Annotated in this window: 22 protein-coding genes and 1 pseudogene; 12 read left to right on the forward strand and 11 right to left on the reverse strand. The window is 71.2% G+C overall.

Annotated features, from left to right (window positions below; translation table 11 throughout):
* The first annotated feature begins 80 nt into the window (after positions 1–80).
* From glgP to ACFSZT_RS12825, 5 genes are read left to right on the forward strand one after another with little or no spacing between them, the layout of a single operon-like run.
* Complete coding sequence (gene glgP / locus ACFSZT_RS12805) at positions 81–2636, forward strand: alpha-glucan family phosphorylase (protein ID WP_377394209.1); 2556 nt, start codon at positions 81–83, stop codon at positions 2634–2636.
* 40 nt (positions 2637–2676) lie between these two features.
* Positions 2677–3492 (forward strand): ABC transporter ATP-binding protein, encoded by an 816-nt coding sequence (locus ACFSZT_RS12810; RefSeq protein ID WP_377394559.1) that lies wholly within the window; start codon positions 2677–2679, stop codon positions 3490–3492.
* A 53-nt stretch (positions 3493–3545) separates the two neighbouring features.
* Positions 3546–4325, forward strand: a complete 780-nt coding sequence (locus tag ACFSZT_RS12815; protein ID WP_377394207.1) for an enoyl-CoA hydratase/isomerase family protein — start codon at positions 3546–3548, stop codon at positions 4323–4325.
* A gap of 7 nt (positions 4326–4332) precedes the next feature.
* Positions 4333–5301 (forward strand): class I SAM-dependent methyltransferase, encoded by a 969-nt coding sequence (locus ACFSZT_RS12820; protein ID WP_377394205.1) that lies wholly within the window; start codon positions 4333–4335, stop codon positions 5299–5301.
* Entirely contained in the window at positions 5302–6477 is a 1176-nt protein-coding gene (locus ACFSZT_RS12825) for a class I SAM-dependent methyltransferase (RefSeq protein WP_377394203.1), read from the forward strand.
* A gap of 33 nt (positions 6478–6510) precedes the next feature.
* Here the strand turns inward: ACFSZT_RS12825 and ACFSZT_RS12830 are convergent, their stop codons facing one another.
* Positions 6511–6990 carry a SixA phosphatase family protein gene (locus tag ACFSZT_RS12830; protein WP_377394201.1) on the reverse strand — a complete coding sequence of 160 codons (480 nt, stop codon included), beginning with the start codon at positions 6988–6990 and terminating at the stop codon, positions 6511–6513.
* A gap of 68 nt (positions 6991–7058) precedes the next feature.
* Entirely contained in the window at positions 7059–7694 is a 636-nt protein-coding gene (locus ACFSZT_RS12835) for a TetR/AcrR family transcriptional regulator (protein ID WP_449301415.1), read from the reverse strand.
* A 97-nt stretch (positions 7695–7791) separates the two neighbouring features.
* Between ACFSZT_RS12835 and ACFSZT_RS12840 the strand changes: the two are divergent.
* Positions 7792–8579, forward strand: a pseudogene (locus ACFSZT_RS12840) (hypothetical protein).
* 121 nt (positions 8580–8700) lie between these two features.
* On the opposite strand, the gene ACFSZT_RS12845 reads toward ACFSZT_RS12840, so the two are convergent.
* A complete protein-coding gene (locus ACFSZT_RS12845) occupies positions 8701–9882 on the reverse strand; it encodes a C40 family peptidase (protein WP_377394199.1) in 1182 nt (393 codons plus the stop codon).
* Between the two features lie 46 nt (positions 9883–9928).
* Complete coding sequence (locus ACFSZT_RS12850) at positions 9929–10894, reverse strand: nucleoside hydrolase (protein ID WP_377394197.1); 966 nt, start codon at positions 10892–10894, stop codon at positions 9929–9931.
* A gap of 48 nt (positions 10895–10942) precedes the next feature.
* Between ACFSZT_RS12850 and ACFSZT_RS12855 the strand changes: the two genes are divergently transcribed.
* Complete coding sequence (locus ACFSZT_RS12855; protein ID WP_377394195.1) at positions 10943–11698, forward strand: acyltransferase; 756 nt, start codon at positions 10943–10945, stop codon at positions 11696–11698.
* A gap of 222 nt (positions 11699–11920) precedes the next feature.
* The gene (locus ACFSZT_RS12860; protein WP_377394193.1) at positions 11921–13105 is read left to right on the forward strand and encodes a M14 family zinc carboxypeptidase; all 1185 of its coding nucleotides are present in this window, start codon (positions 11921–11923) and stop codon (positions 13103–13105) included.
* A 61-nt stretch (positions 13106–13166) separates the two neighbouring features.
* Here ACFSZT_RS12860 and ACFSZT_RS12865 read toward each other — a convergent pair whose 3' ends face one another.
* Entirely contained in the window at positions 13167–14597 is a 1431-nt protein-coding gene (locus ACFSZT_RS12865) for a short-chain fatty acyl-CoA regulator family protein (protein ID WP_377394191.1), read from the reverse strand.
* Positions 14598–14822: 225 nt separating this feature from the next.
* On the opposite strand from ACFSZT_RS12865, the gene aceA reads away from it, so the two are divergent.
* Entirely contained in the window at positions 14823–16100 is a 1278-nt protein-coding gene (gene aceA / locus ACFSZT_RS12870; RefSeq protein ID WP_377394189.1) for an isocitrate lyase, read from the forward strand.
* Between the two features lie 119 nt (positions 16101–16219).
* The gene (gene aceB, locus ACFSZT_RS12875) at positions 16220–17830 is read left to right on the forward strand and encodes a malate synthase A (RefSeq protein ID WP_377394187.1); all 1611 of its coding nucleotides are present in this window, start codon (positions 16220–16222) and stop codon (positions 17828–17830) included.
* Between the two features lie 128 nt (positions 17831–17958).
* On the opposite strand, the gene ACFSZT_RS12880 is transcribed toward aceB, so the two are convergent.
* Complete coding sequence (locus ACFSZT_RS12880) at positions 17959–18405, reverse strand: MarR family winged helix-turn-helix transcriptional regulator (protein WP_377394185.1); 447 nt, start codon at positions 18403–18405, stop codon at positions 17959–17961.
* Between the two features lie 45 nt (positions 18406–18450).
* Here ACFSZT_RS12880 and ACFSZT_RS12885 point away from each other — a divergent pair, with 45 nt between their 5' ends.
* Complete coding sequence (locus ACFSZT_RS12885; RefSeq protein WP_377394183.1) at positions 18451–18858, forward strand: DUF5313 family protein; 408 nt, start codon at positions 18451–18453, stop codon at positions 18856–18858.
* Between the two features lie 137 nt (positions 18859–18995).
* Here the strand turns inward: ACFSZT_RS12885 and ACFSZT_RS12890 are convergent, their stop codons facing one another.
* Complete coding sequence (locus ACFSZT_RS12890) at positions 18996–20249, reverse strand: glycosyltransferase family 4 protein (protein ID WP_377394181.1); 1254 nt, start codon at positions 20247–20249, stop codon at positions 18996–18998.
* Between the two features lie 71 nt (positions 20250–20320).
* Here ACFSZT_RS12890 and ACFSZT_RS12895 point away from each other — a divergent pair, with 71 nt between their 5' ends.
* Complete coding sequence (locus ACFSZT_RS12895) at positions 20321–22102, forward strand: glycoside hydrolase family 2 protein (RefSeq protein WP_377394179.1); 1782 nt, start codon at positions 20321–20323, stop codon at positions 22100–22102.
* 1 nt (position 22103) lies between these two features.
* On the opposite strand, the gene ACFSZT_RS12900 is transcribed toward ACFSZT_RS12895, so the two are convergent.
* The 4 genes from ACFSZT_RS12900 to ACFSZT_RS12915 form a co-directional block, all read right to left on the reverse strand.
* Positions 22104–23597 (reverse strand): 1,4-alpha-glucan branching protein domain-containing protein, encoded by a 1494-nt coding sequence (locus ACFSZT_RS12900; RefSeq protein WP_377394178.1) that lies wholly within the window; start codon positions 23595–23597, stop codon positions 22104–22106.
* On the reverse strand, positions 23594–24361 hold the full coding sequence (locus tag ACFSZT_RS12905) for a class I SAM-dependent methyltransferase (protein WP_377394176.1): 768 nt from the start codon (positions 24359–24361) through the stop codon (positions 23594–23596). Before ACFSZT_RS12905 ends, ACFSZT_RS12900 begins: the two co-directional genes overlap by 4 nt.
* A gap of 133 nt (positions 24362–24494) precedes the next feature.
* Positions 24495–24677, reverse strand: a complete 183-nt coding sequence (locus ACFSZT_RS12910) for a hypothetical protein (protein WP_377394174.1) — start codon at positions 24675–24677, stop codon at positions 24495–24497.
* A gap of 85 nt (positions 24678–24762) precedes the next feature.
* Positions 24763–25602, reverse strand: a complete 840-nt coding sequence (locus ACFSZT_RS12915; RefSeq protein ID WP_377394172.1) for a DegV family protein — start codon at positions 25600–25602, stop codon at positions 24763–24765.
* Positions 25603–25743: the final 141 nt, after the last annotated feature.

Here is a 25743-nt window from a genome sequence, read left to right on the forward strand (position 1 = left end):
CGGATCCGCGCGATGCGCGGCGGCTCACCTGATCACGACCCCCTGTCGTGGGATGGCGCTCCGGTAGGTTGAATCGAGCCATGAGAGCAGTCCGCCGATTCACGGTGCACGCGCGCATCCCGGATCAGCTGGCCGGTCTGACCGCACTCGCGACGAACCTGCGCTGGACGTGGCACCCGCCGACCCGCGATCTGTTCGCGTCGATGGACAACGCCTTGTTCCGGCGGATCCGGGACCCGCTGCGCATGCTCACCGAGATCCCGGCAGGCCGGCTGGAGGAGCTCGCGCGCGACGAGGTGTTCCTGGCGCGTACCCGGGAGGCCGTGGAGGACCTGGAGCGCTACCTCACCGAACCGCGCTGGTACCAGCGGCTGGCCGCCGAGGACGGCGACCGGCACCGGGTGCCCGCCGCGATCGCCTACTTCTCGATGGAGTTCGGTGTGCACGAGGCGCTGCCGAACTACTCCGGTGGGCTCGGCGTGCTGGCGGGCGACCACCTCAAGGCCGCCTCCGACCTGGGCGTGCCCGTGATCGGGGTCGGGCCGCTCTACCGTGCGGGCTACTTCCGGCAGTCGTTGTCGCTCGACGGCTGGCAGGTCGAGCACTACCCGGTGATCGACCCCGACGGGCTGCCGCTGGAACTGGTCACCGAACCCTCGGGTGAGCCCGTGCTGGTGCGGGTGGCGATGCCGGGTGGGCGAGAGCTGCGCGCGCAGATCTGGAAGGCCAGCGTCGGCCGGGCGCCGCTGCTGTTGCTCGACACCGATGTGGACGGCAACGACGATGACCTGCGCCGGGTCACCGACCGGCTCTACGGCGGTGACGCCGACCATCGCATCCGGCAGGAGATCCTCGCCGGGATCGGCGGCATGCGGGCGGTGCGCCGCTATTGCGAACTCACCGGGCATCCGCAGCCTGAGGTGTTTCACACGAACGAGGGCCACGCCGGCTTCCTCGGCCTGGAGCGTGCCAACGAGATCCTCGGCTCCGGCGAGCTCAGCTTCGACGAGGCGCTCTCGGCGGTGCGCGCGGGGACGGTCTTCACCACGCACACGCCGGTGTCGGCCGGTATCGACCGGTTCCCCGTGGACCTGGTGCAGCACTACTTCGGCGACGGGCGGCTGCTGCCGCACGTCGACCCGCGGCGGGTGCTCGCACTCGGCGCCGAGGACAACCCCGGCATGTTCAACATGGCGCACATGGGGCTGCGGCTGGCGCAGCGGGCCAATGGAGTGTCCGCACTGCACGGGCGGGTGTCGCGCCGCATCTTCGCGGGCCTGTGGCCGGGGTTCGACGTCGAGGAGGTGCCGATCCGGTCGGTCACCAACGGCGTCCACGGCCCGACCTGGGTGGCCAGGGAGATGAGCGCGCTGCTGGGCGGCAACGACGAGGAATGGGGCCACGACGGCGACGGCTCCGGCATCGATCCGTCCGTCACCGACGAGCAGCTGTGGGCGCTGCGACGGGAGCTGCGGTCGAACCTCGTCGCCGAGGTCCGCCGCCGGGCACGCGAGGCCTGGCTGCAGCGTGGTGCCTCGGCGCTCGAGCTGGGCTGGACGGAACGCATCTTCGACCCGGACGTGCTGACGGTCGGTTTCGCGCGCCGGGTGCCGACGTACAAGCGGCTCACGCTCATGCTGCGCGATCCCGAGCGGCTGCGGGCGCTGCTGCTGGACGAGCAGCGGCCGATCCAGATCGTGGTGGCGGGCAAGTCGCATCCCGCCGACGAGGGCGGCAAGGCGCTCATCCAGCAGATCGTGCGGTTCGTCGACGACCCCGAGGTACGCCAGCGCATCGTCTTCCTGCCCGACTACGGCATGTCGATGGCGCGCTACCTCTACCGCGGTTGCGACGTGTGGCTGAACAACCCGACCCGGCCGCTCGAGGCGTGCGGCACGTCCGGCATGAAGGCGGCGCTCAACGGGTGTCTGAACCTCTCCATCCGCGACGGCTGGTGGGACGAGTACTACGACGGCAGCAACGGGTGGGCCATCCCGACCGCCGACGGCGTCACCGACCCGTTGCAGCGCGACGACCTGGAAGCCGCCGCGCTGTACGACCTGCTGGGCCAGCAGATCGCGCCGCTGTTCTACGACCGGGACGCCAACGGGGTGCCCAAGGGCTGGATGTCGATGGTCTGGCACACCCTGCGCACGCTGGGCCCGAGCGTGCAGGCGTCCCGGATGGTGCGCGAGTACGTCGAGTCGTACTACCTGCCCGCGGCGACCATGGTGGCCGCGGCCGGCGAGAACGACTACGCCGGGTCGCGCGAGTTCGCGCGGTACCGCGACCGTCTCGAGATGGCGTGGCCGCAGGTTCGTGTGCTGGACACCGAGCTGCTCGGCGAGGGTGCCGACACCCTGGTCGTCGGCACGGAGGTGCGCGTGCGGGCGACCGTGGACCTCGCCGGGCTTGATGAGTCCGATGTGGACGTCCAGGCGGTGGTCGGCCGGGTCGGCGACACCGACGACCTGCACGACACCGTGCACGTGTCGATGAAGCCCACCGGGCGCGGCGTGTTCGAAACCGCGCTCCGGCTGCCGCACGCGGGGGCGCTCGGCTACACGGTGCGGGTGCTGCCGCGGCACCGGTTGCTGGCGAGTCCGGCCGAGCTCGGAAAGGTGGTGCTGGCGTGAGGCGGGCCCACGCACGCCCGGCGTGGATGGGTCGGTGACAATGGCCCCCGTGAACTCGGTGCAGGACAACCTTGACGACCTCGTGATCCACCTGTCGGGCGTCGACGTCCGGCGTGGCGGCAACAAGCTGCTGGCCGACCTCGACTGGTCGGTGGAGCTCGACGAGCGCTGGGTGGTGCTCGGCCCCAACGGTGCCGGCAAGACCACGCTGCTCAAGCTCGCCGCGGCCGAACTGCACCCCACCAGCGGGACGGTGCACGTGCTCGGTGAGCGTCTCGGCCGCGTGGACGTGTTCGAGCTGCGCACGCGGATCGGGTTCACCTCCGCCGCGATCAACGGCCGCGTGCCCGCCGACGAGAAGGTGCTCGACGTCGTCGTCAGCGCCGGCTACGCGGTGCTGGGGCGCTGGCGGGAGAACTACGACTCCCTCGACACGGAGCGGGCCGAGGAGCTGCTCGGCGCGCTCGGTATCGGCCACCTCGCGTCGCGCTCCTACGGCACCCTGTCCGAGGGCGAGCGCAAGCGCACACTCATCGCCCGCGCGCTCATGACCGACCCCGAACTGCTGCTGCTCGACGAGCCGGCCGCGGGGCTCGACCTCGGCGGCCGGGAGGACCTGGTCGCGCGGCTGTCCACGCTCGCGTTCGACCCCGACGCGCCCGCGATGGTCCTGGTGACCCACCACGTCGAGGAGATCCCGCCCGGCTTCACGCACGCGCTGCTGCTCGCCGACGGCCGCGCCGTGGCGGCCGGGCTCATCGACGATGTGCTGACCAGCGAGAACCTGGCGGCCACCTTCGGGCAGGATCTGGTTCTCGAGCGCTCGGGTGATCGCTTCTTCGCCCGGCGCCGGTAACCTCACTACCGACGAGTAGCGTCCTGCGACAGCGAGCATTCAAGGAGGAAGGCGTGGGCGAGTTCGTACGTCTCGAGGTCGAGGCCGGAGTCGGCACGATCCGGCTGGACCGGCCGCCGGTCAACGCACTGAACGACCAGGTCCAGGCCGAGCTGGCCGAGGCCGCGCGCGAGGCGGCGGAGCGGGACGACGTCCGCGCCGTCGTCCTCTACGGGGGCGAGAAGACGTTCGCGGGCGGTGCGGACATCAAGGAGATGGCCGCGAAGTCCTACGTCGAGATGACCAAGTTCGGTGCGGCGCTGACGGCGTCACTTACCGCCATCGCGGAGCTGCCGAAGCCCACGGTCGCCGCCATCACGGGCTACGCGCTCGGCGGCGGGCTGGAGCTGGCGCTCACCGCCGACCGACGTGTCGCGGGCGACAACGTCAAGGTCGGCCAGCCCGAGATCCAGCTGGGCATCATCCCCGGCGCGGGCGGCACGCAGCGGCTGACCCGGCTCGTCGGGCCGAGCAAGGCCAAGGACATCGTCTACACCGGCCGGTTCGTCAAGGCCGACGAGGCCCTCGCGATGGGCCTGGTGGACGAGGTCGTCGCACCCGACGACGTCTACGCCGCCGCGCACAAGTGGGCCGCCCAGTTCGTCAACGGGCCCGCGGTCGCCCTCAAGGCGGCGAAGGCGGCCATCGACGGTGGTCTCGACATGGACCTGCGCAACGGCCTGAAGCTCGAGACGCACCTGTTCACCGCGCTGTGGGCGACCGAGGACCAGCGCGCGGGGATGCAGTCGTTCATCGAGAACGGCCCCGGCAAGGCCACGTTCGAGGGGAAGTGACGGCGCCGTGACGGATCCGGCTCCGAACCCCCACGCGAGCGCCGAGCAGGTGCGGGCCGCCTTCGACGACCCGAAGCTCGCCAACATCCTCTACCACGACTGGGAAGCGGGCACGTACGACGAGAAGTGGTCCATCTCCTACGACGAGCGCTGTATCAGCTACGCCACCGACGTGTTCAATGCCGTCGCGGGGGAGCAGGGCCAGCCGTACCCGAGGGCGATGGAACTCGGCAGCGGCACCGGGTTCTTCCTGCTGAACCTCATGCAGGGCGGGGTCATCAAGAAGGGCTCGGTCACCGACCTGTCGCCGGGCATGGTGCAGGTGGCCCTGCGCAATGCCGAGAAGCTCGGGCTCGACGTGGACGGCCGGGTCGCCGACGCCGAGCGCATCCCGTACGAGGACGACACGTTCGACCTCGTCGTCGGCCACGCCGTGCTACACCACATCCCGGACGTGCCGGCGGCACTGCGTGAGGTGCTGAGGGTGCTCAAGCCGGGTGGCCGGTTCGTGTTCGCGGGAGAGCCGACGAAGATCGGTGACTTCTACGCCCGTAAGCTCGGCCAGCTGACGTGGTGGCTGACCACCAACGTCACCAGGCTGGGCCCGCTGCGCTCGTGGCGCAGGCCGCAGGCCGAGCTGGACTCCTCGTCGCGGGCGGCCGCGCTCGAGGCGGTGGTGGACCTGCACACGTTCGACCCGTCGGACCTCGAGCGGAAGGCTATCTCGGCGGGGGCGATCGACGTCAGGGCCGTGACGGACGAGTTCAGCGCCGCGCTGGCGGGCTGGCCGATCCGGACGTTCGAGGCCGCCGTGCCGCCGGAGAAGCTGACGCTGCGCTGGCGGCTGTTCGCCTACCACCTGTGGCTGCGGCTGTCCGCTGTGGACCGGAAGGTGCTGGCGAAGATCCTGCCGCGCGAGCTCTTCTACAACGTGATGATCACCGGCATCAAGCCGGCCGCGCCGACGGAACTGTAGGTGCCGTACGCCTTCTCGCTCGACGACGTCGCCTTCCTGGCCTCGCCGGAGGGTGAGGAGGCGATCGCGGCCTGTTCGGAGCTGCCGCTCACCGGCGCCACCCGGATCGCCGACGTCGCCACGGCGCGCCGGGTGGTCGGGGAGCGCTACGCCGCCGTGCTCGAGACCGTGGAGCTGCGCAGGAAGGCGTCGGTGAAGTTCGCCGACCCGCGTGGGTGGCTGTTCACCGGGGACGCGTTGCAGCAGGCGAGCGCGGCACCGGTCGCGCGGCACCGCGCCGCGCGGCTCGCCGGACGCGATGTGCACGACGTGACGTGCTCCGTCGGCGCCGATCTGGTGGAGCTGGCGGCAACCGCACGGCGGTGCGTGGGGTCCGATGTGGATGCGGTGCGGCTGGCGATGGCCCGACACAACAGCGCGCAGGCCGGGGTCTCGCCGCTGCTGGTGCGTGCCGACGCGCTGCGTCCGGTGACGCGGGACTGTGTGGTCGTGGCCGACCCGGCTCGGCGGGACGCGTCGGGACGGCGGATCTGGCGGCCCGGTGACTTCGTGCCCGCCCTGGACGATCTGGCCGGGGTCTACGCCGACCGTGATCTCGTGGTGAAGTGCGCGCCGGGCCTCGATGCCTCGGCGGTGCCGTGGGCGCGCGAGCTCGAGCTGGTCTCGCTGGACGGTCAGGTGCGCGAGGCGTGCCTGTGGAGCGCGGGGCTCGCGTCGACCGCCCGGCGTGCCACCGTCCTGCGGTCGGATGGGACACAGTGGACGGTCACCGCGGAGGAACCGGACGACGTGGGCACCGGCGAGCCGGGGGAGTGGATCGTCGATCCGGACGGTGCCGTGGTGCGGGCGGGACTGGTGCGGCAGTACGCGGCCCGGCACGGGCTCTGGCAGCTGGACGAGCGGATCGCCTACCTCACCGGGGACGCTCCGCCGCCGGGTGTGCGCGCGTTTCGGGTGGTCGAGTTCGGGCACTACAGCGAGAAGGAACTCCGCGCGACGTTGCGCAGGCACGACATCGGCCGGGTCGAGATCCTCGTCCGCGGCCTGGACGTCGATCCGAACACGCTGCGGCGCAGACTCAAGCTCAGTGGTGCCGGCGAGGCGAGCGTGGTGCTCACCCGCATCGGCCGCACGCCGACGGCGTTCCTCTGCCGCGCGGAGCGGATCCCCGTCTGACCACTGTGGACGGTTATCGCCGCGTGGTGAGGCTCAGCCGCGCGGTTTGGCGACCTCGTCCAGGCTGGCCCACCCGGGGCCGGCGTCGGCCCAGTCGCCCTCGCCGGACAGCACGGCGATCGCGGAGGTCTTGAGGGTGCAGCCGCGGCCCGCCAGGTACGACACGAAGTCCTCGAGCCCGGGGTTGTGGCCGATGAACAGCACCGTGTGCGCCTCGTCCGGCAACTCCCGGGCGATGCCGGTGAGTGTCTCGGCCGAGGCGCCGTAGAGTCGCCCGTCGTGGCTGACCTCGGGGGTTCCGGCCAGCTCGCGCCGGACGAGGTGCCAGGTCTGGCGGGCGCGCTTGGCGGTGGAGCAGAGCACGAGGTCGAAGGCCGGCACGTGGGCCCGCAACCACCGGCCCGCCGCGGGGGCGTCCCGGCGACCGCGCTCGGCGAGCGGGCGTTCGTCGTCGGCGACGCCGTAGGGCCAGTCGGATTTGGCGTGCCGGAGGATCACGAGTTCTCGTCGCACGCCCCCATCGTTCCCCATCCGGGGCCCGCCGCGGTCACGTCCGGCCCCGGGGTGCGGCGGGTGTGCCGTCACCGCTGGTGTCGTGCGCGCGCCTCGGCGGCGTCGAGCGCGGGGACGAGCGGGGTGAGCGCGTCGCGCAGCAGGTCGGCGAGTGAGCCGGACGGGAGGACGAGACCGCTCGCGGTCGCGGGCCGGACCCAGGTGTCGAGCGCGACCCGGACCGCGGCGGCCACACTGGCCGCCAGAACCCGTGCCGTGGTTGGTTCCGGATCACCGAGCCGCGCGGCGATCGCGGTGGTGAGCGGCGGTTCGATATCGGTCGCGGCGCCGACGAACGCCGCGCGCAGTGCGGGATGGGTGGTGATCAGAATCAGCGCGTCCCGGTGGTCTTCACCCGGGTCGGTGTACTGCTCGACGATTGCCTCGATCACCGTGTCGGCGAGTCCCGCGTCGGCGGGCCGGGCGGTGACGGCGGCGGCGACTCGCTCCTCCCGCTCGGCCGTGACCGCGGCGACGATCGCCTGCTCGCGGCTGGAGAAATAGTTGTTGTAGGTCCGCGGCGAGACGCCGGCCGCCTCGGCGATGTCGTCGACGCGGACCTTGTCGGGTCCGTGTCGCAGGGCCAACCGCAGGGCCGCCTCGCGCAGTGCCCTCCTCGTGGCCTGCTTCTTTCGTTCGCGCAGTCGCGGTCGTTCCGTCACCACGTGCCGATCATCGCAGCATACCTGCGCGAGCGCAAACTTGCGTGAACGTAACTTTCTGCTTAGGTTGGACGACGTGTCCACTCGGGAGGAGCAGGCCATGCGAGCCAGGGGCATCAGCTACGACACCGGGCTCGTCCGAAACGGAAAGACCTCTCGCGCACGCTGTGATCCAGGCGTCGTCAGGCGCGAGCTGGAGATCATCCGGGATGACCTGCACTGCACGGCGGTCCGGTGATCGGCGGCCTGCGCGAGCTGGTCGCTCAGCTGGCCGAGCGCGTCAGCGCCTTCCTCGGTGACGTCGTCGCCCGGTACGAGAACGCTTCGGGGGCAAGCGCACCTACGCGTCGGTGCCGCTCGAACGGGTCGACTGGACGCCTTTCGACATCGTTGGCGTCGATCTCTATCGATCCGCCGAGGTGGCGGGCCATTTCGCCGAGGGGGTCCGCGCGCTCGTCGCGCAGGACAAGCCGGTGGCGATCACCGAGTTCGGTAGCGCCTCCTACCGCGGCGCGGGCGAGGCGGGCGCGCGCGTCATGGAGATCTGCGACTACGACAGGCACACCGGTGCTCCGATCCGGCTCACGGGGGAGTATGTGCGCGATGAGGCGGGGCATGCCGCCTACCTACGTGAACTGCTCGAATCGCTACGACGCCGCGGGGGTTGACTCCGCCTTCGTCTTCCTCTTCGCGCTCGAGAACTTCCCGCACCGGCCGGGTGGCGATCCGCGTGACGACCTCGATCTCGCGAGCCCGGGCATCGTGAAGGTGCTCGACGGGTGCCATGGCGTCACCTACCCCGGCATGAGCTGGAAGCCCAAGGAGGCATTCACGGCGGTCGCCGACTGCTACGCGCGTCGTACGCCGACGCGGAGGGAGCCGGGCTGATCACCGCGGCGTACCTCGGCACGCCCACACCTCGGCTGCCTCAGGCCCGGGCTGCGGTGTCAGCACCCGGCGCGGTGCCACGGACACGATGCGGTCACACGTACGAACGGGCGCGAGGTCGTCACGCCGCCGGGCGGCCGGCACCCGCGTAGTCGTCCCCGGGTTCGCGGTAGTTGTGCACCTGCACGGCCTGGCCGAAGGTGGGGGCGTCGATCATCTGCTGGTTGCCGATGTAGATGCCGACGTGGTGGATCTTCGTGTCCGGGTCGCCGTAGAAGATCAGGTCGCCGAGCCGCGGTTCCTCGCCTGCCGGCACGAGCGGCACGCTGGTGTACTGCCAGTGCGCCGTCCGCTGCAGGGTGATGCCCGCCGCGGCGTACGCCGCCGTCGTCAGGCCCGAGCAGTCGAAACCGGCGTCGCCCTTCTCCTGCCCGTTACCGCCCCACACGTACGGGAGGCCGATCTTGTCGATGGCGAAGCTGACCGCCGTGAGCGCGGCCCGGTTCGGCGGCTTGCCCTCCATGCCCACCGTGCCGTACACGTTCGCGGTCGCGAGCACGCGGTGCAGGAAGAGCGGCGCGTCGTGCACCGCCGACACCCCGGCCAGCCAGTCATCGCCCCGGTCGAGGTCGCGGCCGTCGGCGCAGAGCGCGCGGCCCGCCGTGAGGGCGGCGTCGTCGAGGTTCTGGATGTCCGGTGTCCCGCCGGAGGCGCTGGCCTGCCAGCCCCGCCACACGGCGGGGGAGAGCTGCATCGGACCCGCCGAGCCGGGCACGGAGATCAGCTCGCCGGAGAAGTCCCGCAGCTCGATGGTGCCGATGGGCGTCGACGCGGTGCCGGCGGGGGTGATGTGGCCACCGGCGGCGCGCCCGTGGTCGGTGGTCGTCTTGCCGATGCCGGCGAGCGTCACCCACGACAGGTTGCAGTCCGGCTGCTCCTGCCCGAGTCGGACGGTCGCGGCGGCGTAGGCGTGCATCGCCCGGCGGGGAATGTCCAGCCACCGCGCGACGTCGTCCACCCAGGCCTCGAACCGGGGTCCCGGCTGCTGTGGAACCCGCGTCGCCCGCGGTGCCGCCGAGGTCGCCGCGGGGCTGGTGGCGCCGGTCGGGGTCGTCGTGGCGCGGGCGTGCCCGGTGGAGGCCGACGCGGTGACGTCCTCGCCCGACGGGGCCAGCTGGACGGCCGTCACGACCGCGGCCGCCACCACCGCGGCCGAGCCGAGCCCCAACGCGAGCTTGAGGCGGGAGCGCCGCCGCGGCGGTGCGGCCGCATGGTGCGCAGTGGGTTCCTCCCCCGACGTCATGGCCTCAGAATAAGGAGCGCGCGTGGTGACGTCGTGAGGTCGGTGTTCATTTCTCGCCGCCGAGCCGCTCCAGCAGAAAGGCCCGCAACCCGTCGAGGTCGGTGTCCACGGCGATCTCGGGGAACGGGCCCGTGGCGGCGCCGTCGGTGCTCGCGCGGACGCCCGCGGCACGGCGGTCGACGAGGGTGGCGCCGCGGGCGGGGCCGTGGGAGCACTCCACCTGCACCGGAGCGGTGTCCGTCCGCAGGATCCCAGGCCGGATCGCCTCGGCGACCGCCACCGCGTCGTGCACGGCCATGCCGTCGAAGCCGAGCGCCTCGCGGTAGTGGGCGAGGTAGTCGGGCGTGAGCGCGTCGAGAGCCGCCCCGACCGGGCCCGAGGACGCGAGCCGTGCCAGCCATGTGGAATCGACGGCACACCGGTGTGTGAGGTCCATCGGGACCAGCACACACGGCACCTCGCCGCCGGTGAGAACGCGCTGGGCGGCCTCCGGGTCGCTCCAGATGTTGAACTCGGCGGCCGCGGTCGTGTTGCCGTGAGCCAGCGAGCCGCCCATGATCACCAGCCTGCCGACGCGCTCCGCCGCCCGCGGGTGGGCCGCCAGCAGCGCGGCGATGTTGGTGAGCGGACCGATCGCGGCGACCGTGATCGGCTCGATCGTCTGCTCCAGCAGCCTCGCCAGCAGCGTCACCGCATCGACGGGCTCCAGGTCGCGCGCGGGCTCCGGCAGCACTCCCGCACGACCGGAGAGCCCGTCGGCGCCGTGCGCGTAGCGGGCCTCGTGGGGGTGCGGATGCACGAGCGGGCGAGCGGCGCCCGGGGCCACGGGAACGTCGTCGCGTTTGCACAGCGCCAGGATGCGGCGTGCGTTGCGGGTGGTGGCCGCGAGCGGGACGTTGCCGTACACGGTCGTGACGCCGAGCAGGTCGACGTCCTCGCTCAGCGCCGCCAGCGCGATCGCGAACGCATCGTCGACGCCCGGATCCGTGTCGATGATCAGCTTCGTCCCCACCGTCACTCCCTCGCCCGGTTGCTTCACCCGACAGGCTACGGTCACCCCATGACGTCCATGTGGGGATCGCCGGTGCTGTCCCGGGTGCAGGCCTGGCGCCGGGTTCGCAAGGACCCCCGCCAGGCGAGGTTCCTGACCGCCGACTCGCTGCGCTGGGTGCTGCGCAACCGTGCCTTCACGCCCTGGTACCTGGTGCGGTACTGGCGGCTGCTGAAGTTCCGCATCGCCAACCCGCACATCATCCTGCGCGGCATGGTGTTCCTCGGCCGCAACGTCGAGATCCACTGCAGGCCCGGCTATGGGCGCATGGAGATCGGGCGGTGGGTGCACATCGGCGACGGCAACGCCATCCGCTGCCACGAGGGGTCACTGCGCATCGGCGACAAAACGGTCTTCGGCAGGCAGAACGTCCTCAACGGCTACCTCGACATCGAGATCGGGGCCGCCACCCTCGTCGCCGACTGGGTCTACATCACCGACTTCGATCACGTGACCGCCGACATCAACCTGCCGATCAAGGACCAGGGGATCGTGAAGTCGCCGGTGCGGATCGGCCCGGACACCTGGATCGGGACGAAGGTGTCGGTGCTGAAGGGCACGCGCGTCGGGCGCGGGTGCGTGCTCGGTGCCCACGCCGTGGTGCGTGGCGACATCCCCGACTACGCGATCGCCGTGGGAGCCCCGGCGCGGGTGGTGCGCGACCGCAAGGCCGATTACGAGGCCGACGCCGAGCGGCGCGAGGCGGTCAGGGATATGGCCCGCAAGGCCGATCAGGCGCTGCAGAAGACGCTCGGGGAGAGCTGACAGCCGCGCGATACCGGCATTCGGGGGCTATCCCACCAGGTACTTAGCGGCTATAACTAAAGATCACGGTGGCGCCACCGCACCCTCACAGCCGACGCCCGCGCCCGGCGCGGGCTCTTCACCGAGCACCGAGGAGTCGCCGTGCCCACCCGTAGCTGATCCCTGCTGGCGGCCGCCACCGGAGCGGTCACCGCGTTCACGCTCGTCACCGCCCCGCCGGCCGTGGCGGTCCCTGCCTCGCCGGGCGCGCCCGCCGCGCAGCAGTGCAGTGACGAGCCGCGCGACCTGCCCGTCCACCAGTTCACCGATCACCGCGAACTCGGCGTCGAACTCGCTCGCATCGAACGCGTCAGCGGTGGTGCCGTCGAGGTCACCGAGGTCGGTCGGAGCAACCGCGGCCGGGAGGTCTGGGCCGCGCGCGTCGGTACCGGCCCGAAGGCCGTCCTGCTCACCAGCGAGATCCACGGCAACGAGAAGACCGGGACCGACGCGATCGTGCGGTTGCTCGACTGGATCGGGACGAGCGAGAGCGCCAAGGCCCAGCGGTGGCGTTCCGAGCTGACGATCGTGGCCATCCCGAAGATGAACCCCGACGCCGCCGAACTCGACCGCCGCGGCAACGACATGACCTGGGACGAGGTGACCGCCCGCTTCCCGCAGTTGCGTGGCAGCGAGCCGGCTTGGAACTACTACACCGAACCCAGGCAGGGCGACGACTACTCGCAACGGCCGGGCTTCGACGTCAACCGCGACTACAACCCCGACCTGGGCTACGAGCCGAGGCCGGAGGACTTCCCCGGTAGCTCGGCCGAGACCGGCTGGTTCATCACGCCGGAGTCGCGCATCGTCCGCGACGTCTATCTCGGCCTCACCCACGAGTTCGGCAAGGTCGACACCTACATCGACCTGCACCACCAGGGCGCCTGCTACGTCATGCCGGACGATCCGGACGAGTTCGTCACGATGTCGATCTCCGGCAAGTTCGTCGACGACCCGGCCAGCACACCCGGCTACGAGCGCTACGCCGCCGGCTACGACCTCGACTACTCGAAGCGGCTCAACGTGGCGGCCTACCATGCGCTGCAAGGCCAGGCCAACGACAACCCGCTGTTCGGCAACATCACGCTCTACCCACAGGACATCAACCTGCCCGGCACCGGGCTCGGCACGTTCGCGCTCAACGGCAGCGGTGCCGTGCTCTTCGAGGTGCGGGGGCAGACGCAGACGCTCGGGCAGCAGTACCGCGCCCAGCTGACGCGCACCGTGTACATCGGACTCGACGGCATCCTCTCGGCGCTGGCGACGGGCCGGGTGGACCAGCTCGACCCGGCCGTGTACGACAGCATCCCGCCGCGCGGTCCCAGCATCGGCAGCACCGCCGTGCGGGCCACGGCGCTGGAGCGGTAGAGCCGCGCCGGGGGCGCCGCGGCCTGCTCGGCAAAGCAGCCGCGGAGCCCCCGGCCCGCGCCTACGCGTCCTGCTTCGGCACCGCGGGGTACGGGACGAACGTGCTGGTGTTCTCGTCCACGGTGAGCTGCTTGCCGATGGTCGGGAACGCGCGCTGCGGGCAGGCCGGGCGGTCGCACACCTTGCAGCCCATGCCGATCGGGGTGGCCGCGGTGCGGTCGTCGAGGTCGAGCCCGGCGGAGTAGACCAGCCGGCGCGCGTGCCGCAGTTCGCACCCGAGGCCGACGGAGAACATCTTGCCGGGGCTGCCGTAGCCGCCGATGTTGCGCGAGATCGTCCGCGCGATCCAGAAGTAGCTCTTGCCGTCGGGCAGCGTCGCCACCTGGGTGAGGATCTTGCCCGGGGACGTGAACGCCTCGTAGATGTTCCACAGTGGACACGCACCGCCGACGCGGGAGAAGTGGAACCCGGCCGCCGACTGCCGCTTGGACATGTTGCCTGCCCGGTCGACCCGCACGAAGGAGAACGGCACGCCGCGGGCCCGCGGCCGCTGCAGCGTGGACAGCCGGTGGCAGACCGTCTCGAAGCCGACCCCGAAGGTGTCGCACAGCCGCTCGATGTCATAGCGGTACTTCTCCGCGGTCGACAGGAACGGGCCGTAGGGCAGGATCAGCGCCCCGGCGAAGTAGTTCGCGAGGCCAACCCGCGCCAGCGACCGGGCGGCCGGGCCGGAGAACGCCCACGAGTCGGCAAGCTCGGTGATGAGGTCGTCGTACTCGAGCAGCGCGATCTGCGAGGCCATCCGGAACGCGCGCTGGCCGATGCGCAGGCTGGGCGCCAGCCGCAGCACCTTCGCGTCCGGTTCGTAGCGGTGCTGCTGGCCGGCGGCCTCGTCGATGCCCTCGCCGGTCACCTGCACGCCGTAGTGGCCGGTGAGCCGCTCCTGCAGCGTCCGATGCACCTCGCCGCGCCGCAGGTCCATCTCGGCCGCCATCTTCTCGGCGCGCTCGTCGAGCTCGCCCACGTAGTTCTCGCGCTCGTAGAAGAAGTCGCGGACCTCCTCGTGCGGCAGCGGCGCGGCGGCGCTGCCGTGCAGGCCCATACCGTTCTCCGTGACCAGCGCGGCCGTGGTCTCGATGGCGTTGCGGTAGCTGCGGTGCAGCTTGACCAGTGCCGAGGCGATGTTCGGCAGGTTGGTGGCCAGTTCGTTCAGTTCCGTGGTCGTGACGTCGACGCCGACGGCTTCGTCCAGCAGTGCCTCCTTGACGTCGGCCACCAGCCGCGCGGTGTCGGTGTTGGAGAAGAACTCGGTGTCGACGCCGAACGCCTCGGTGATCCGGAGGAGTACTGGAACGGTCAAGGGCCGGGAGTTGTGCTCGATCTGGTTGAGGTAGCTGGGGGAGATTTCGAGGAGTCTGGCCATGTCGGCCTGGCTCATCGACCGGCTTTCGCGCAGATGCCGCAGCTTCGCGCCGGCGAAAGTCTTGTCCACTACTGGCCTCCCGGTTGAACATCTTCCGCGCCGGAACGATCACGGAACCGGTTCAGTCGTCGGTTTTTCCTGTGGCTGCGAACCCGGTGTTCGCAACCTTCGCAACATGCTACGGAAAATTCGCAAAAATTGGCAAATTGGAGCAGTGGCGACGTTTCCGCAGCGCATGTCATGGTCTTGGCAGACAGCGAGGCAATCGCAAAGTTTGCAAAGGTGGAGAGTTCGATGGCACAGAACTTCGAGCAGGCGGCCGCAGAGCTGGCCAAGCAGTGGGAGACCGACCCCCGGTGGAAGGGCATCGAGCGGTCCTACAGCGCGGCCGACGTGATCAAGCTGCGCGGCAGCGTGGTCGAGGAGCACACGCTCGCCCGCCGTGGTGCCGAGAAGCTGTGGAACCTGCTGCACACCGAGGACTACGTCCACGCTCTCGGCGCGCTGACGGGCAACCAGGCCGTCCAGCAGGTCCGCGCCGGCCTCAAGGCCATCTACCTGTCCGGCTGGCAGGTCGCCGCCGACGCGAACCTGGCGGGCCAGACCTACCCGGACCAGAGCCTCTACCCGGCCAACTCGGTGCCGGCCGTCGTGCGCCGTATCAACAACGCGCTCGCGCGTGCCGACCAGATCAACTGGGCCGAGGGCAACACCGACATCGACTGGTTCGCCCCGATCGTCGCCGACGCCGAGGCCGGCTTCGGTGGCCCGCTCAACGCGTTCGAGCTGATGAAGGCCATGATCGCCGCCGGCGCGGCCGGCGTGCACTGGGAGGACCAGCTCGCGTCCGAGAAGAAGTGCGGCCACCTCGGCGGCAAGGTGCTCATCCCGACCAAGCAGCACGAGCGCACGCTCAACGCCGCCCGGCTCGCGGCCGATGTGCTGGGCGTCCCGTCGCTCATCATCGCCCGGACCGACGCGGAGGCCGCGACGCTGATCACCAGCGACGTCGACGACCGCGACAAGCAGTTCATCACCGGTGAGCGCACGTCCGAGGGTTTCTACAAGGTGCGCAACGGCCTCGAGCCGTGCATCGAGCGCGCCAAGGCCTACGCGCCCTACGCCGACCTGATCTGGATGGAGACCGGCACGCCGGACCTCGAGCTGGCGCGCAAGTTCGCCGAGGCCGTCAAGGCCGAGTTCCCGGACCAGATGCTGGCCTACAACTGCTCGCCGTCGTTCAACTGGAGCAAGCACCTGGACGACGACACGATCGCGCGGTTCCAGCGTGAGCTCGGCGCCATGGGCTACAAGTTCCAGTTCATCACGCTGGCCGGCTTCCACGCGCTGAACTACTCGATGTTCGACCTGGCCAAGGGCTACGCCTCCGACGGCATGACCGCCTACGTCGACCTGCAGCAGCGCGAGTTCGCCTCCGAGGAGCGCGGCTACACCGCCACCAAGCACCAGCGTGAGGTCGGTACGGGTTGGTTCGACCTGGTCAGCACGGCGCTGAACCCGGAGTCCTCGACCACCGCCCTGACCGGCTCCACCGAGGAAGCGCAGTTCTGATCACCCCGGCGTCCTGCCGGCCGGTGCACAGGCGCCGGCCGGCAGGCCCGCCACTCAGCGGTCCTTCCCGCTGACTCCCCACAAAGCTCCGGCAGAGCACCCCTTCGAAAGGGACCGACATGGCTGACACGCTCGACCACCGGCTCCAGGTCGCAGGCCCGGCAGGCGACCGGTTCGACGAGATCCTCACGCCCGCGGCGCTGGAGTTCGTCGCGAAGCTGGACAACGCGTTCGCCGGCCGTCGCCGGGATCTGCTCGACGCGAGGCGGCGCAGGCGGGAGCGGATCGCCTCGGGCGAGGAGAAGCTGGACTTCCTGCCCGAGACCCGTGCGATCCGCAACGACACCTCCTGGCAGGTGGCGCCCCCGGCTCCGGGCCTGGAGGACCGGCGCGTCGAGATCACCGGGCCCACCGACCGCAAGATGACCGTCAACGCGCTGAACTCGGGCGCCAAGGTGTGGCTCGCCGACTTCGAGGACGCCACGTCGCCGACCTGGCAGAACGTGGTGGGCGGCCAGCTCAACCTCTACGACGCGATCCGGCGGGACATCGACTTCACCGACAAGGGCAAGCGGTACACGATCGGCGACGACCCGGCCACCATCGTGGCCCGCCCGCGCGGCTGGCACCTGGTGGAGAAGCACGTCCGGATCGACGGCCGTCCGGTGTCGGCCAGCCTGTTCGACTTCGGTCTCTACTTCTTCCACAACGCCCGGCGGCTCGTCGCGAAGGGCAGCGGACCGTACTTCTACCTGCCGAAGCTGGAAAGCCACCACGAGGCTCGCTTGTGGAACGACGTCTTCCGCTTCGCGCAGCGGGAACTCGGCCTGCCGCGGGGGACGATCCGCGCCACGGTGCTCATCGAGACCATCACCGCGGCGTTCGAAATGGACGAGATCCTCTACGAGCTGCGTGAGCACGCGGCCGGTCTCAACGCCGGCCGGTGGGACTACATCTTCAGCCTCATCAAGACGTTCGGTGCCGCCGGGTCCGACTTCGTGCTGCCCGACCGTGCCGACGTCACCATGACCGTGCCGTTCATGCGGGCCTACACCGAGCTGCTGGTGCAGACCTGCCACAAGCGCGGCGCGCACGCCATCGGCGGCATGGCGGCTTTCATCCCGAGCAAGGACCCCGAGGTGAACGCCACCGCACTGGAGAAGGTGCGCCAGGACAAGGAACGCGAGGCGGGCGACGGCTTCGACGGATCCTGGGTGGCACACCCCGGCCTGGTCCCGGTGTGCCGGGAGGTGTTCGACGAGGTGCTCGGCGGCTGGCCGAACCAGCTCGGCAAGCTCCGCGAGGACGTCGTCGTCACCGCCGAGGACCTGCTCGACGTGGCCAGCGCGGGCGGCGAGGTGACCGAGCAGGGGCTGCGCAACAACATCAACGTGGCCCTGCGCTACATCGACGCGTGGCTGCGCGGCACGGGTGCGGCGGCGATCTTCAACCTCATGGAGGACGCGGCCACCGCGGAGATCGCCCGGTGCCAGGTGTGGCAGTGGCTCCGCAACGGCACGAAGCTCGCCGACGGCACCGCGGTCACCCGCGAGCTCGTCACCGGATGGCTGGACGAGGAACTGGCCTCGATCCGGGCCGACCTCGGCGACGGCACGCGGCTGTCCGATGCCCGCGAGATCTTCGTCGAGACCGCGCTCGGGGAGAAGCTGCCCAGCTTCCTCACCACGGGTGCGTACGCGCGCTACCTGACCAGCGCCACGGTCGGGTAACCGCGCGGACCGGGGCATCGTCGGTGCGTCCCGCAACGCACCGACGATGCCCCGGTCGCCGTGTCTGCCGTTCCGGTCGCCGTGTTTGCCGTCTGTGTCGCCGTGTCTGCCGTTCCGGGAGGCGGCGGTCAGGCGCGGGCGGCGTCGATGACGCGCTGGAGGGCGCGGTTGAGCCGTTCGAGCTCGTCGACATCCATGCCGAGTCGCTCCACGACGCGGTAGGGAATCTGCTCGGCTTCCCGGCGCAACGCCCGGCCGGACTCGCTGAGTGATACCTCCAGGGTTCGCTCGTCGCCGGGACGACGCCTGCGGGTGACGTATCCGAGGGCCTCGAGCCGCTTGAGCAGCGGCGACAGGGTGGCTGGCTCGGAGCACAGCGTCTCGCTGAGGTCCCGGACCGATCGCGGGGAGCGTTCCCACAGCGCCAGCAGTACCAGGTATTGCGGATGGGTCAGGCCGTACGGTTCCAGCAGCGGCCGGTAGATCCCGATCACGCTCCGCGAGGCGACCGACAGGGCGAAGCAGACCTGACGGTCCAGGGCCAGGGGGTCGTCACCCAGATCGATCGTGGACACGACCCGACCTTATCAGTTAACGCACTAACGGTTAGCCTGCACATCATGGCGAGCACGCGACCGAATCCGATCCAGTGGCTGTGGTACTCGGTGGGCGGCCGGTTGCCCGAGAGGCTGGCGCCGTGGGTACTGCGGGATGCGACGAGCCGGGCGTGGCGGTGGCGGCTCGCGGCGCGGAGCTCGGTGGTCGTGCTACCGCTGGCGGCCGTGTGGCTGTTGCTGCCCGGCCCGATCGGTCTGCGGCTGGCGCTGTCGCTGATGGCCTTGCTGGTGGGCTACTTCTACTCGCAGGCCTACGGCGACGAGAGTGTCGAGCTGCGCGTGGCCAAGCACGGCTACGAGTACGGGGTGGCGCGCGCGATGCGCCGCGCAGCCGAGGACGAGGCCGACGCCGAGGCTCGGGCACGCTACAACGCCCGGTACCGGTCCGGATCGGGCGACGCGGCGCCCTAGACGGCCGACACGGCGACGTGGATGGCGGACACGGTGACGTGGATGGCGGACACGGCGACATAAGCGGCAGACACGGCTACCCAAACGGCCGACACGGCTACTCAAACGGCCGACACGGGCGGCTGGGCGATGCGGGGCTAGAGATCGAAGGCGTTGCCCGTGGCGATCTTGGGGCGGCCGAACTCCTGCGGTCCGCGGGGGCGGGTCCGGCGGTAGACCTCCGCGGTGGCGGCCGCGATGCGTGCCCAGTCGAAGTCGGCCGCCAGCCGCGACTGGGCGGCCTGCGCCCGCCTGCCCGCGGCGTCGGCGTCGGCGAGCACGGTGTCGACGGCGGAGGCGATGGCCTCGACGTCGCCGGGATCGAAGGCCAGCCCGGTCTCGCCGTGCACCACCACCTCGCCGAGCCCGCCCGCCGTCGAGGCGACCAGCGGGCGGCGCGCGGCGGCGGCCTCCAGCGCGACGATGCCGAACGGCTCGTACCGGCTCGGCAGCACCACGGCGTCGGCGGCGGCCAGCACCGCGCGCAGCTCCCGGTCCGGGAGGTGGCCGACGAAGTCCACAGCGCCGCTCAGGTCCAGCCGCGCCGCCTGCTCGACGAGCTCGTCGAGGTGCCTGCCCACGCCCGCGACGACCAGCCGCGTGCCGGGATGCCGTGCCCGGATGGCAGGCAGCGCGTCGAGCAGGTCCTGCACACCCTTTTCCCACTCCAGCCTGCCGAAGTACAGCAACAGCGGGGTGCCCTCGGGGCTGTACCGGGCGCGCGCCCGGGTGATCTCGGCGGCGGGGACCTGCCAGCTGCGTTCCTCGATGCCGTTGTGGATCACGGTGATGCTCTCCACCGGAACCTCGAACAGGTGCGCGACCTCGCCGCGCATGGCCTGGGAGCACGTGATGAGCGCGTCGGATCGGTTGGCCAGCCACCACTCCACGGAGTGCACCTGCTGATTGAGCGGGTGGGAGAGCCAGCCCGAGTGCCTGCCCGCCTCGGTGGCGTGGATGGTGCCTACCAGCGGGACTCGGGAGGCGTCGGCCAGCGCGATGGCGGGGTGGGTGACCAGCCAGTCGTGAGCGTGCACCACGTCGGGCCGCCAGGTGCGGAGCAGCTCCGTCCCCGCGCGCACCATGGCGTGGCCCATCGCCAGGGTCCACGCGACGAGGTCGCGTTCGAACGTCACGTGCAGCGGGTCCTCGGCCACCCGGATGATCCGGACGCCCTCGACCACCGTGTCCGTGGTCGGGTGGGTGTCGGCGTCGGTGCCGGCCGCGTGCCTGCAGAGCACGGTCACGTCGTGCCCGTCCATGGCCAGGTGGCGGGCCAGTGCGTGGACATGCCGGGCGAGCCCGCCGACCACCACGGGCGGGTACTCCCACGAGAGCATCAGCACGCGCATGATTGGAGGTTACTCACGGGTCGCATCGCGCCGGGCGACGCGTCGCGCAAAGTCTGCGACCATCGGAGGCGATGACGTCCTCGACCTCCGAGAACCCCGTGACCTCCGAGCCCTCCCCGACCTCCGAGCCCTCCGACGTAGCGCTGTCCACGCCCTGGACCGACCAGGTCGATCCTCAGGCGCCCCTGCCCGAGCACCCACGCCCGCAGCTGGTGCGCGAACGCTGGCAGAGCCTCAACGGCCGGTGGGAGTACACCAGCCGCGACCGCGACGGCGCGCTCCGGCGCGGTGAGCACATCCTGGTGCCGTTCCCGCCCGAGTCGGGACTGTCCGGGATCGGCCGCCGGGACGAGCAGATGTGGTACCGCCGCACCTTCGACGTGCCCGCGGACTGGCGGGCGGGCCGCGTGCTGCTGCACTTCGGTGCCGTCGACCAGATCGCGACGGTGTGGGTGAACCACCAGCTCGCCACGCGCCACGAGGGCGGCTACACGGCGTTCACCGCCGACATCACCGACGTGCTGCGCGACGGCGAGCAGGAAGTCGTCGTGCACGCCGAGGACACCGGCAACAGCGGCACATTCCCCGTCGGCAAGCAGGCCAACCAGCCCGGCGGAATCCTCTACACGGGCGCGTCCGGCATCTGGCAGACCGTGTGGCTGGAAGCGGTGCCGCGCGTCTACGTCGAGAAACTCGACATCGGCTCCGATCTCGCCGGCTTCGACGTCACGGCCCGGCTCGCGCACGCGACGGAGGAGCGGGTCGAGATCGTCGTCGCCGACGGCGGCACGGAGGTCGCGCGCATGTGCGGAGCTCCCGGCGAGCGGCTGCGGGTCGAGGTGCCCGAGCCGCGGCCGTGGAGTCCCGAGCAGCCGCACCTCTACGACCTCACCGTGCGCGTGCTGGCGGACGACGGTGGGCTTGTGGACGAGGTGCGCAGCTACGCGGGCCTGCGCACGATCACCCTCCAGCCCGACGACCGGGGGCGTCCGCGCATCGCGCTCAACGGCCGCATCACGTTCCTGCACGGCCCGCTCGACCAGGGCTACTGGCCGGACGGCATCTACACCGCGCCCACCGACGAGGCGCTGCGCTACGACCTGGAGCAGACGAAGGCGCTCGGCTTCAACACCGTCCGCAAGCACGTCAAGGTAGAGCCCGCCCGCTGGTACTACTGGGCCGACCGGCTCGGCCTGCTGGTGTGGCAGGACATCCCGTCGCTGCCGGTGGTGCTCGACAACCCGCCCGGGCCGCAGGCTCCGCCGGTCGGGCAGGCTCGCGCCCGCTTCGAGACGGAACTGGCCGAGATCGCCGAGCAGCTGCGTTCGGTGACCTCGCTCGTGGTCTGGACGCCGTTCAACGAGGGCTGGGGCGAGTACGACACCGCGCGGGTGGCCAAGGAGTTCGCCGAGGCCGACCCGGCGCGCCTGGTCGTGGCCGACAGCGGCGTCAACTGCTGCCATTCCCACCCCGACTCCGGTGCCGGGCACATCTACGACGACCACACCTACGTCGGCCCCGGACGTCCGCTGGTGCGTGACGGGCGCGCTACCGTCGACGGCGAGTACGGCGGACTGGGTCTCGTGCTCGACGGGCACGTCTGGCCGGGCGAGCCGATGGCCTACGAGATGACCGCCGACCGCGAGGAATTGACGCGCCGCTACACCGAGGTGAGCCGGGACCTGGAGACCGTCGTGCGCGATCTGGGGCTGTCCGGCGCGATCTACACGCAGACCACCGACGTCGAGAACGAGGTGAACGGGCTGCTCACCTACGACCGCAGGGTGGTCAAGGTGCACGCCCCGGTGGTGGCCGAACGCAACCGTGCGGTGATCGACGCCGGCTCCGCGTGAGTCAGAGGTCCCGGGCGTCGAGGCGGCCGAAGGCTCCCGTCCGCGCCCGGGACGCGGCCGCTCGCTCGGCTGCGGCCGGGTCCCCGGCGCGGTGCAGAGCGGCGAGCTCGTCGAACCGCTCGGTGTGCTCGCGGGCGCGCCTGCGCGCGTAGTCGGCGGCGGAGTCCTTGGTGACCATGAACGCCCAGTCGCTGGAGAGCGCCAGCATCGCCTCCACGACGGCCTGGTCGGCGACGACGTCGCGGTGGCCGCGTGCGACGGGGAGCGCGAGCAGCCTGCGCTGCAGCTCCGTGTTGGCGCCGACCATGTCGGCGACCTGTTCGCCGTCCCACACCCGCCAGTCCTTGCCCGAGCCCCACGACGAGGCGGGCAGCTGCACCGGGCCGCCGACGTGGCCCGCCTCGATCGCGCCGCGCAGCGTGGTCACCCGCACTCCCGCCTCCGGCAGCGCGCGCAGCACGCCGTCCAGCCACACCGGACCCTCGTGCCACCAGTGTCCGAACAGCTCGGTGTCGTACGCGGCGACCACAAGGGACTCCCGGCCCGTCCGGGCGCGCAGCTCGCGCAACCGGGCCACGACCGTGTCCACGAAGTCCTTGACGTGCGTCCGCACCGTGTCCGCCGCCAGGGCCGGATCATAGGGTTCCTTGTGCCGTGGGGGGACGTGCTTGCCGGTGACGCGTGCGGGCTTCAGGCCGACCTCGTGCGCCCACGTGTGGAAGTCGCGGTAGGCCGGATGGCCCGGGTAGCCCGCTTTCGGTGACCACACGCGGTAGGTCACATCCAGGTCCCGGCCGAAACAGACCACATCGGACTCCCCGACCGTCCGCGCGGACGCAGTGTCGCCGCGCAGCGAGGGACCGTCCACAAGGAACCGGCGCACGCCCGCCGCCGCGTAGCCGCGTTCCATCCCCGGTGCGTACCCGCATTCGGGAGCCCAGATCCCTTCCGGGCACCGGCCCACGCGCAGTGCGGTGTCGGCGAGCCCGGAACGCAGCGCGAACGCGCGGACGCGCTCGTCGAGCAGCGGCTGGAACGGATGCGTCAACGGCCCGCCGAGCAGCTCGATGACGTCGCTGTCCACAAGGGAGCGAAGAAGTGGTGAGAAACCGTGCCGCCAGCGCGTTTCGAACTCCTCGAGCGCGGACGTCGCCGCCCGGTACTCCGCGGCCGCGAGGTCGGCGAGCCGCTCGCGGCCGCGCCAGAGCGTTCCCGCCTCCTGGGCGCGCAGCTGCCAGGTGCCCAGCCACTCGTGGACGGCGCGGAGGGCGTACGGGTCGTCGAGCTGGGCCGCCAGCACCGGGGTGACGCCGAGGGTGAGCACGTCACGCCGGCCCTCGTCGGCGAAGCGGCGCAGCAGCCCGGCGATGGGCAGGTAGGAATGCGCCCAGGCCTGGTACAGCCATTCCTCGCCGACCGGCCAGGTGCCGTGGTGCGGCAGCCACGGCAGGTGGCTGTGCAGCACGAGGCAGAAGGTGCCCTCGTGCGTGGTCACGGGCGCACCGCCACGGCCACGAGATCCAGGCTGGCATCGAGATCGGCGCCGTGGATGTCGAAGTCGTCGGCTGTGATCGCGGCGATGTCCGCGAGCAGCCCGGCCGGCCAGGAGGCCTGCCCGGGCAGCGAGCCCATCACCACCTCGAGCTGGGCGTCGATGATGGAGCCGCCGTAGCGGTCGTCGAGCGCGCGGACACCCGCGCCGTGGTGCAGGCCGTGCAGGATTTCGACGGCGAAGCCCGCCTCGCGCAGCAGTTCGTCCAGTTCGTACGGTGCGAGTTCCCTGGTGTGGTACGGGTTCAGCGGGGTGTCGCTGCCGGGCGTGAAGGTGAGCCGGTTCGGCGTGGTGACGAGCAACCTGCCGCCCGGCCGCAGCACCCGGTGGCACTCGGCCAGGAAGCCGGCCTGGTCCCAAAGATGCTCGATCACCTGGAAGTTGGCGACCACGTCGATGCTGGCCGCCGCGAGCGGCAGGTGGGCGAGGTTGCCCCGCACCACGCCCACGCCCGGGTACCGGCGGGCCACGTGGCGGGTGGAGGGTTCGTCGTAGTCCAGCGCCACGACGGCATCGGCGTGGCCCGCGATCAGGGCCGCGCCGTAGCCCTCACCGCAACCTGCCTCCAGCACGGTCGCGCCGGAGCAGTACGGCAACAGCGCGTGGTAGGCCGCCTCGTGCCGCCGGTACCAGTAGTTCTCTTCCGGCACTCCGGGCACCGTGCGCTCGCCCGTGAGGTGCAGGGCCTCGGCCCGAGTGGTGTCCACGGCTGTGAGAGTAGCCGCGGCGCCATGCGCCTCCCCGTGGGCGGTGGGGGAGACAGGCGGACTGCGCGCGTCCCCGTCCCGGGGCGCCCGCGGTGGCCCCGGAGCTCCGGCGGGTCCGCGACGGCGGCGCCGCTCAGTACCCGGCGCGCGGCGGTGTGCCTCCGCCCTTGCCGCCCTTGCCGCGGAGCTTCGCGAGGGCGTCCTTGGCCTGCTGACGCGTCCGCGGGTCCCTGGCGAGCCGCTTGGCCTGTTCGATCGCGCGGCGCCCCTGCGGGGTGCGCGCGAAGCGGGCCACCTTCTGGAACAGCGATGCCATCGTCGTCCTCTCGATCCGGTCGTTCGTGGGCGTTCCGGCGAGTACCCAACGTACCGCCCGCCCACGCGGTTCCCGGGGTCCCCGCTCAGAGCAGCGGCGCGACGGTCACACCGAGCGCGCCCGGGCCGACATGTGCGGTGATCACCGTGCTCGCCTGCACGAGCATGATGTCGTTGAGCTTGGGAATGCGCGACCGGAGCTGCTGGACCAGGCTCATCTCGCGGTCGGACGGTGCCGCGCACGACACGGCGATGTCGACCGGGTCGTCCCCGGCGCGCTCGACGGCGAGGTCGGCCAGCTTGGCCAGCGCCCGTTTGCTGCCAGCCACCCGCGCCAGCGGGGCGACCTCGCCGTCTCGCACCGTCAGGACCGGCCGGATGGACAGCGCGGTGCCCAGCAGGGCAGACGCGGCGCCGATGCGCCCGCCGCGGCGTAGGTAGTCCAGCGTGTCGACGTAGAGCAGCTCGCTGCTCGCCCGGATACGCCGGTCGGCGGCTTCCATGACGCGTTCCACCTGGCCGCCCGCGGCGGCCGTGCGGGCCGCCGAGAGCGCGGCGAAGCCGAGGCTCATGCTGGTGGTCCCGCTGTCGAGGACGTAGACCGGGACCTTGACCTGCTGCGCCGCCTGCCGGGCGGCGTCGGCGGTGGCGGACATCTTGCTGGAGATGTGCAGGCTGACGATCGCGGTGGCGCCCGCGCTGACCGCGTCCTGATAGGTCCAGAAGAAGGCGCCCGGATCGGGTTCTCTGGTGCTCACGTCCTGCTTGGCGCGGAGCATCCCAATCAACTCCGAGCGGTCGAACCGGGCCTCGTCGTCGATCCGGTTCCCGGCCACGATCTGTACCTGCACCACGGCGATGCCCCATTGGGCAGCCAGTTGTTCGGGCAGGCCGGCGGTGGAATCGGTGATCACTGCTACGGGCACCCCGGCAGGCTAACGCCCGATGCCACCCGTTAGAAGGAGCCGGTTGCGACTTTCGGACGCAGAACGCGCACGTGGCGTAGCGCTGCGGCGGTAGAATCCGGTTATTGGGACCATGGTCCCGATAACTCGCGATTCCGGGTG

It is taken from the genome of Prauserella oleivorans (assembly GCF_042685745.1).
Classification (GTDB): Bacteria; Actinomycetota; Actinomycetes; order Mycobacteriales; family Pseudonocardiaceae; genus Prauserella_A; species Prauserella_A oleivorans.

Coding starts and splice junctions, on each gene's coding strand:
- aceB (WP_377394187.1), top strand. CDS start 16,220: ATGGCTGACACGCTCGACCACCGGCTCCAGGTCGCAGGCCCGGCAGGC.
- ACFSZT_RS12910 (WP_377394174.1), bottom strand. CDS start 24,677: ATGGCATCGCTGTTCCAGAAGGTGGCCCGCTTCGCGCGCACCCCGCAG.
- ACFSZT_RS12885 (WP_377394183.1), top strand. CDS start 18,451: ATGGCGAGCACGCGACCGAATCCGATCCAGTGGCTGTGGTACTCGGTG.
- ACFSZT_RS12890 (WP_377394181.1), bottom strand. CDS start 20,249: ATGCGCGTGCTGATGCTCTCGTGGGAGTACCCGCCCGTGGTGGTCGGC.
- ACFSZT_RS12845 (WP_377394199.1), bottom strand. CDS start 9,882: ATGACGTCGGGGGAGGAACCCACTGCGCACCATGCGGCCGCACCGCCG.
- ACFSZT_RS12895 (WP_377394179.1), top strand. CDS start 20,321: ATGACGTCCTCGACCTCCGAGAACCCCGTGACCTCCGAGCCCTCCCCG.
- ACFSZT_RS12855 (WP_377394195.1), top strand. CDS start 10,943: ATGACGTCCATGTGGGGATCGCCGGTGCTGTCCCGGGTGCAGGCCTGG.
- glgP (WP_377394209.1), top strand. CDS start 81: ATGAGAGCAGTCCGCCGATTCACGGTGCACGCGCGCATCCCGGATCAG.
- aceA (WP_377394189.1), top strand. CDS start 14,823: ATGGCACAGAACTTCGAGCAGGCGGCCGCAGAGCTGGCCAAGCAGTGG.
- ACFSZT_RS12810 (WP_377394559.1), top strand. CDS start 2,677: ATGGCCCCCGTGAACTCGGTGCAGGACAACCTTGACGACCTCGTGATC.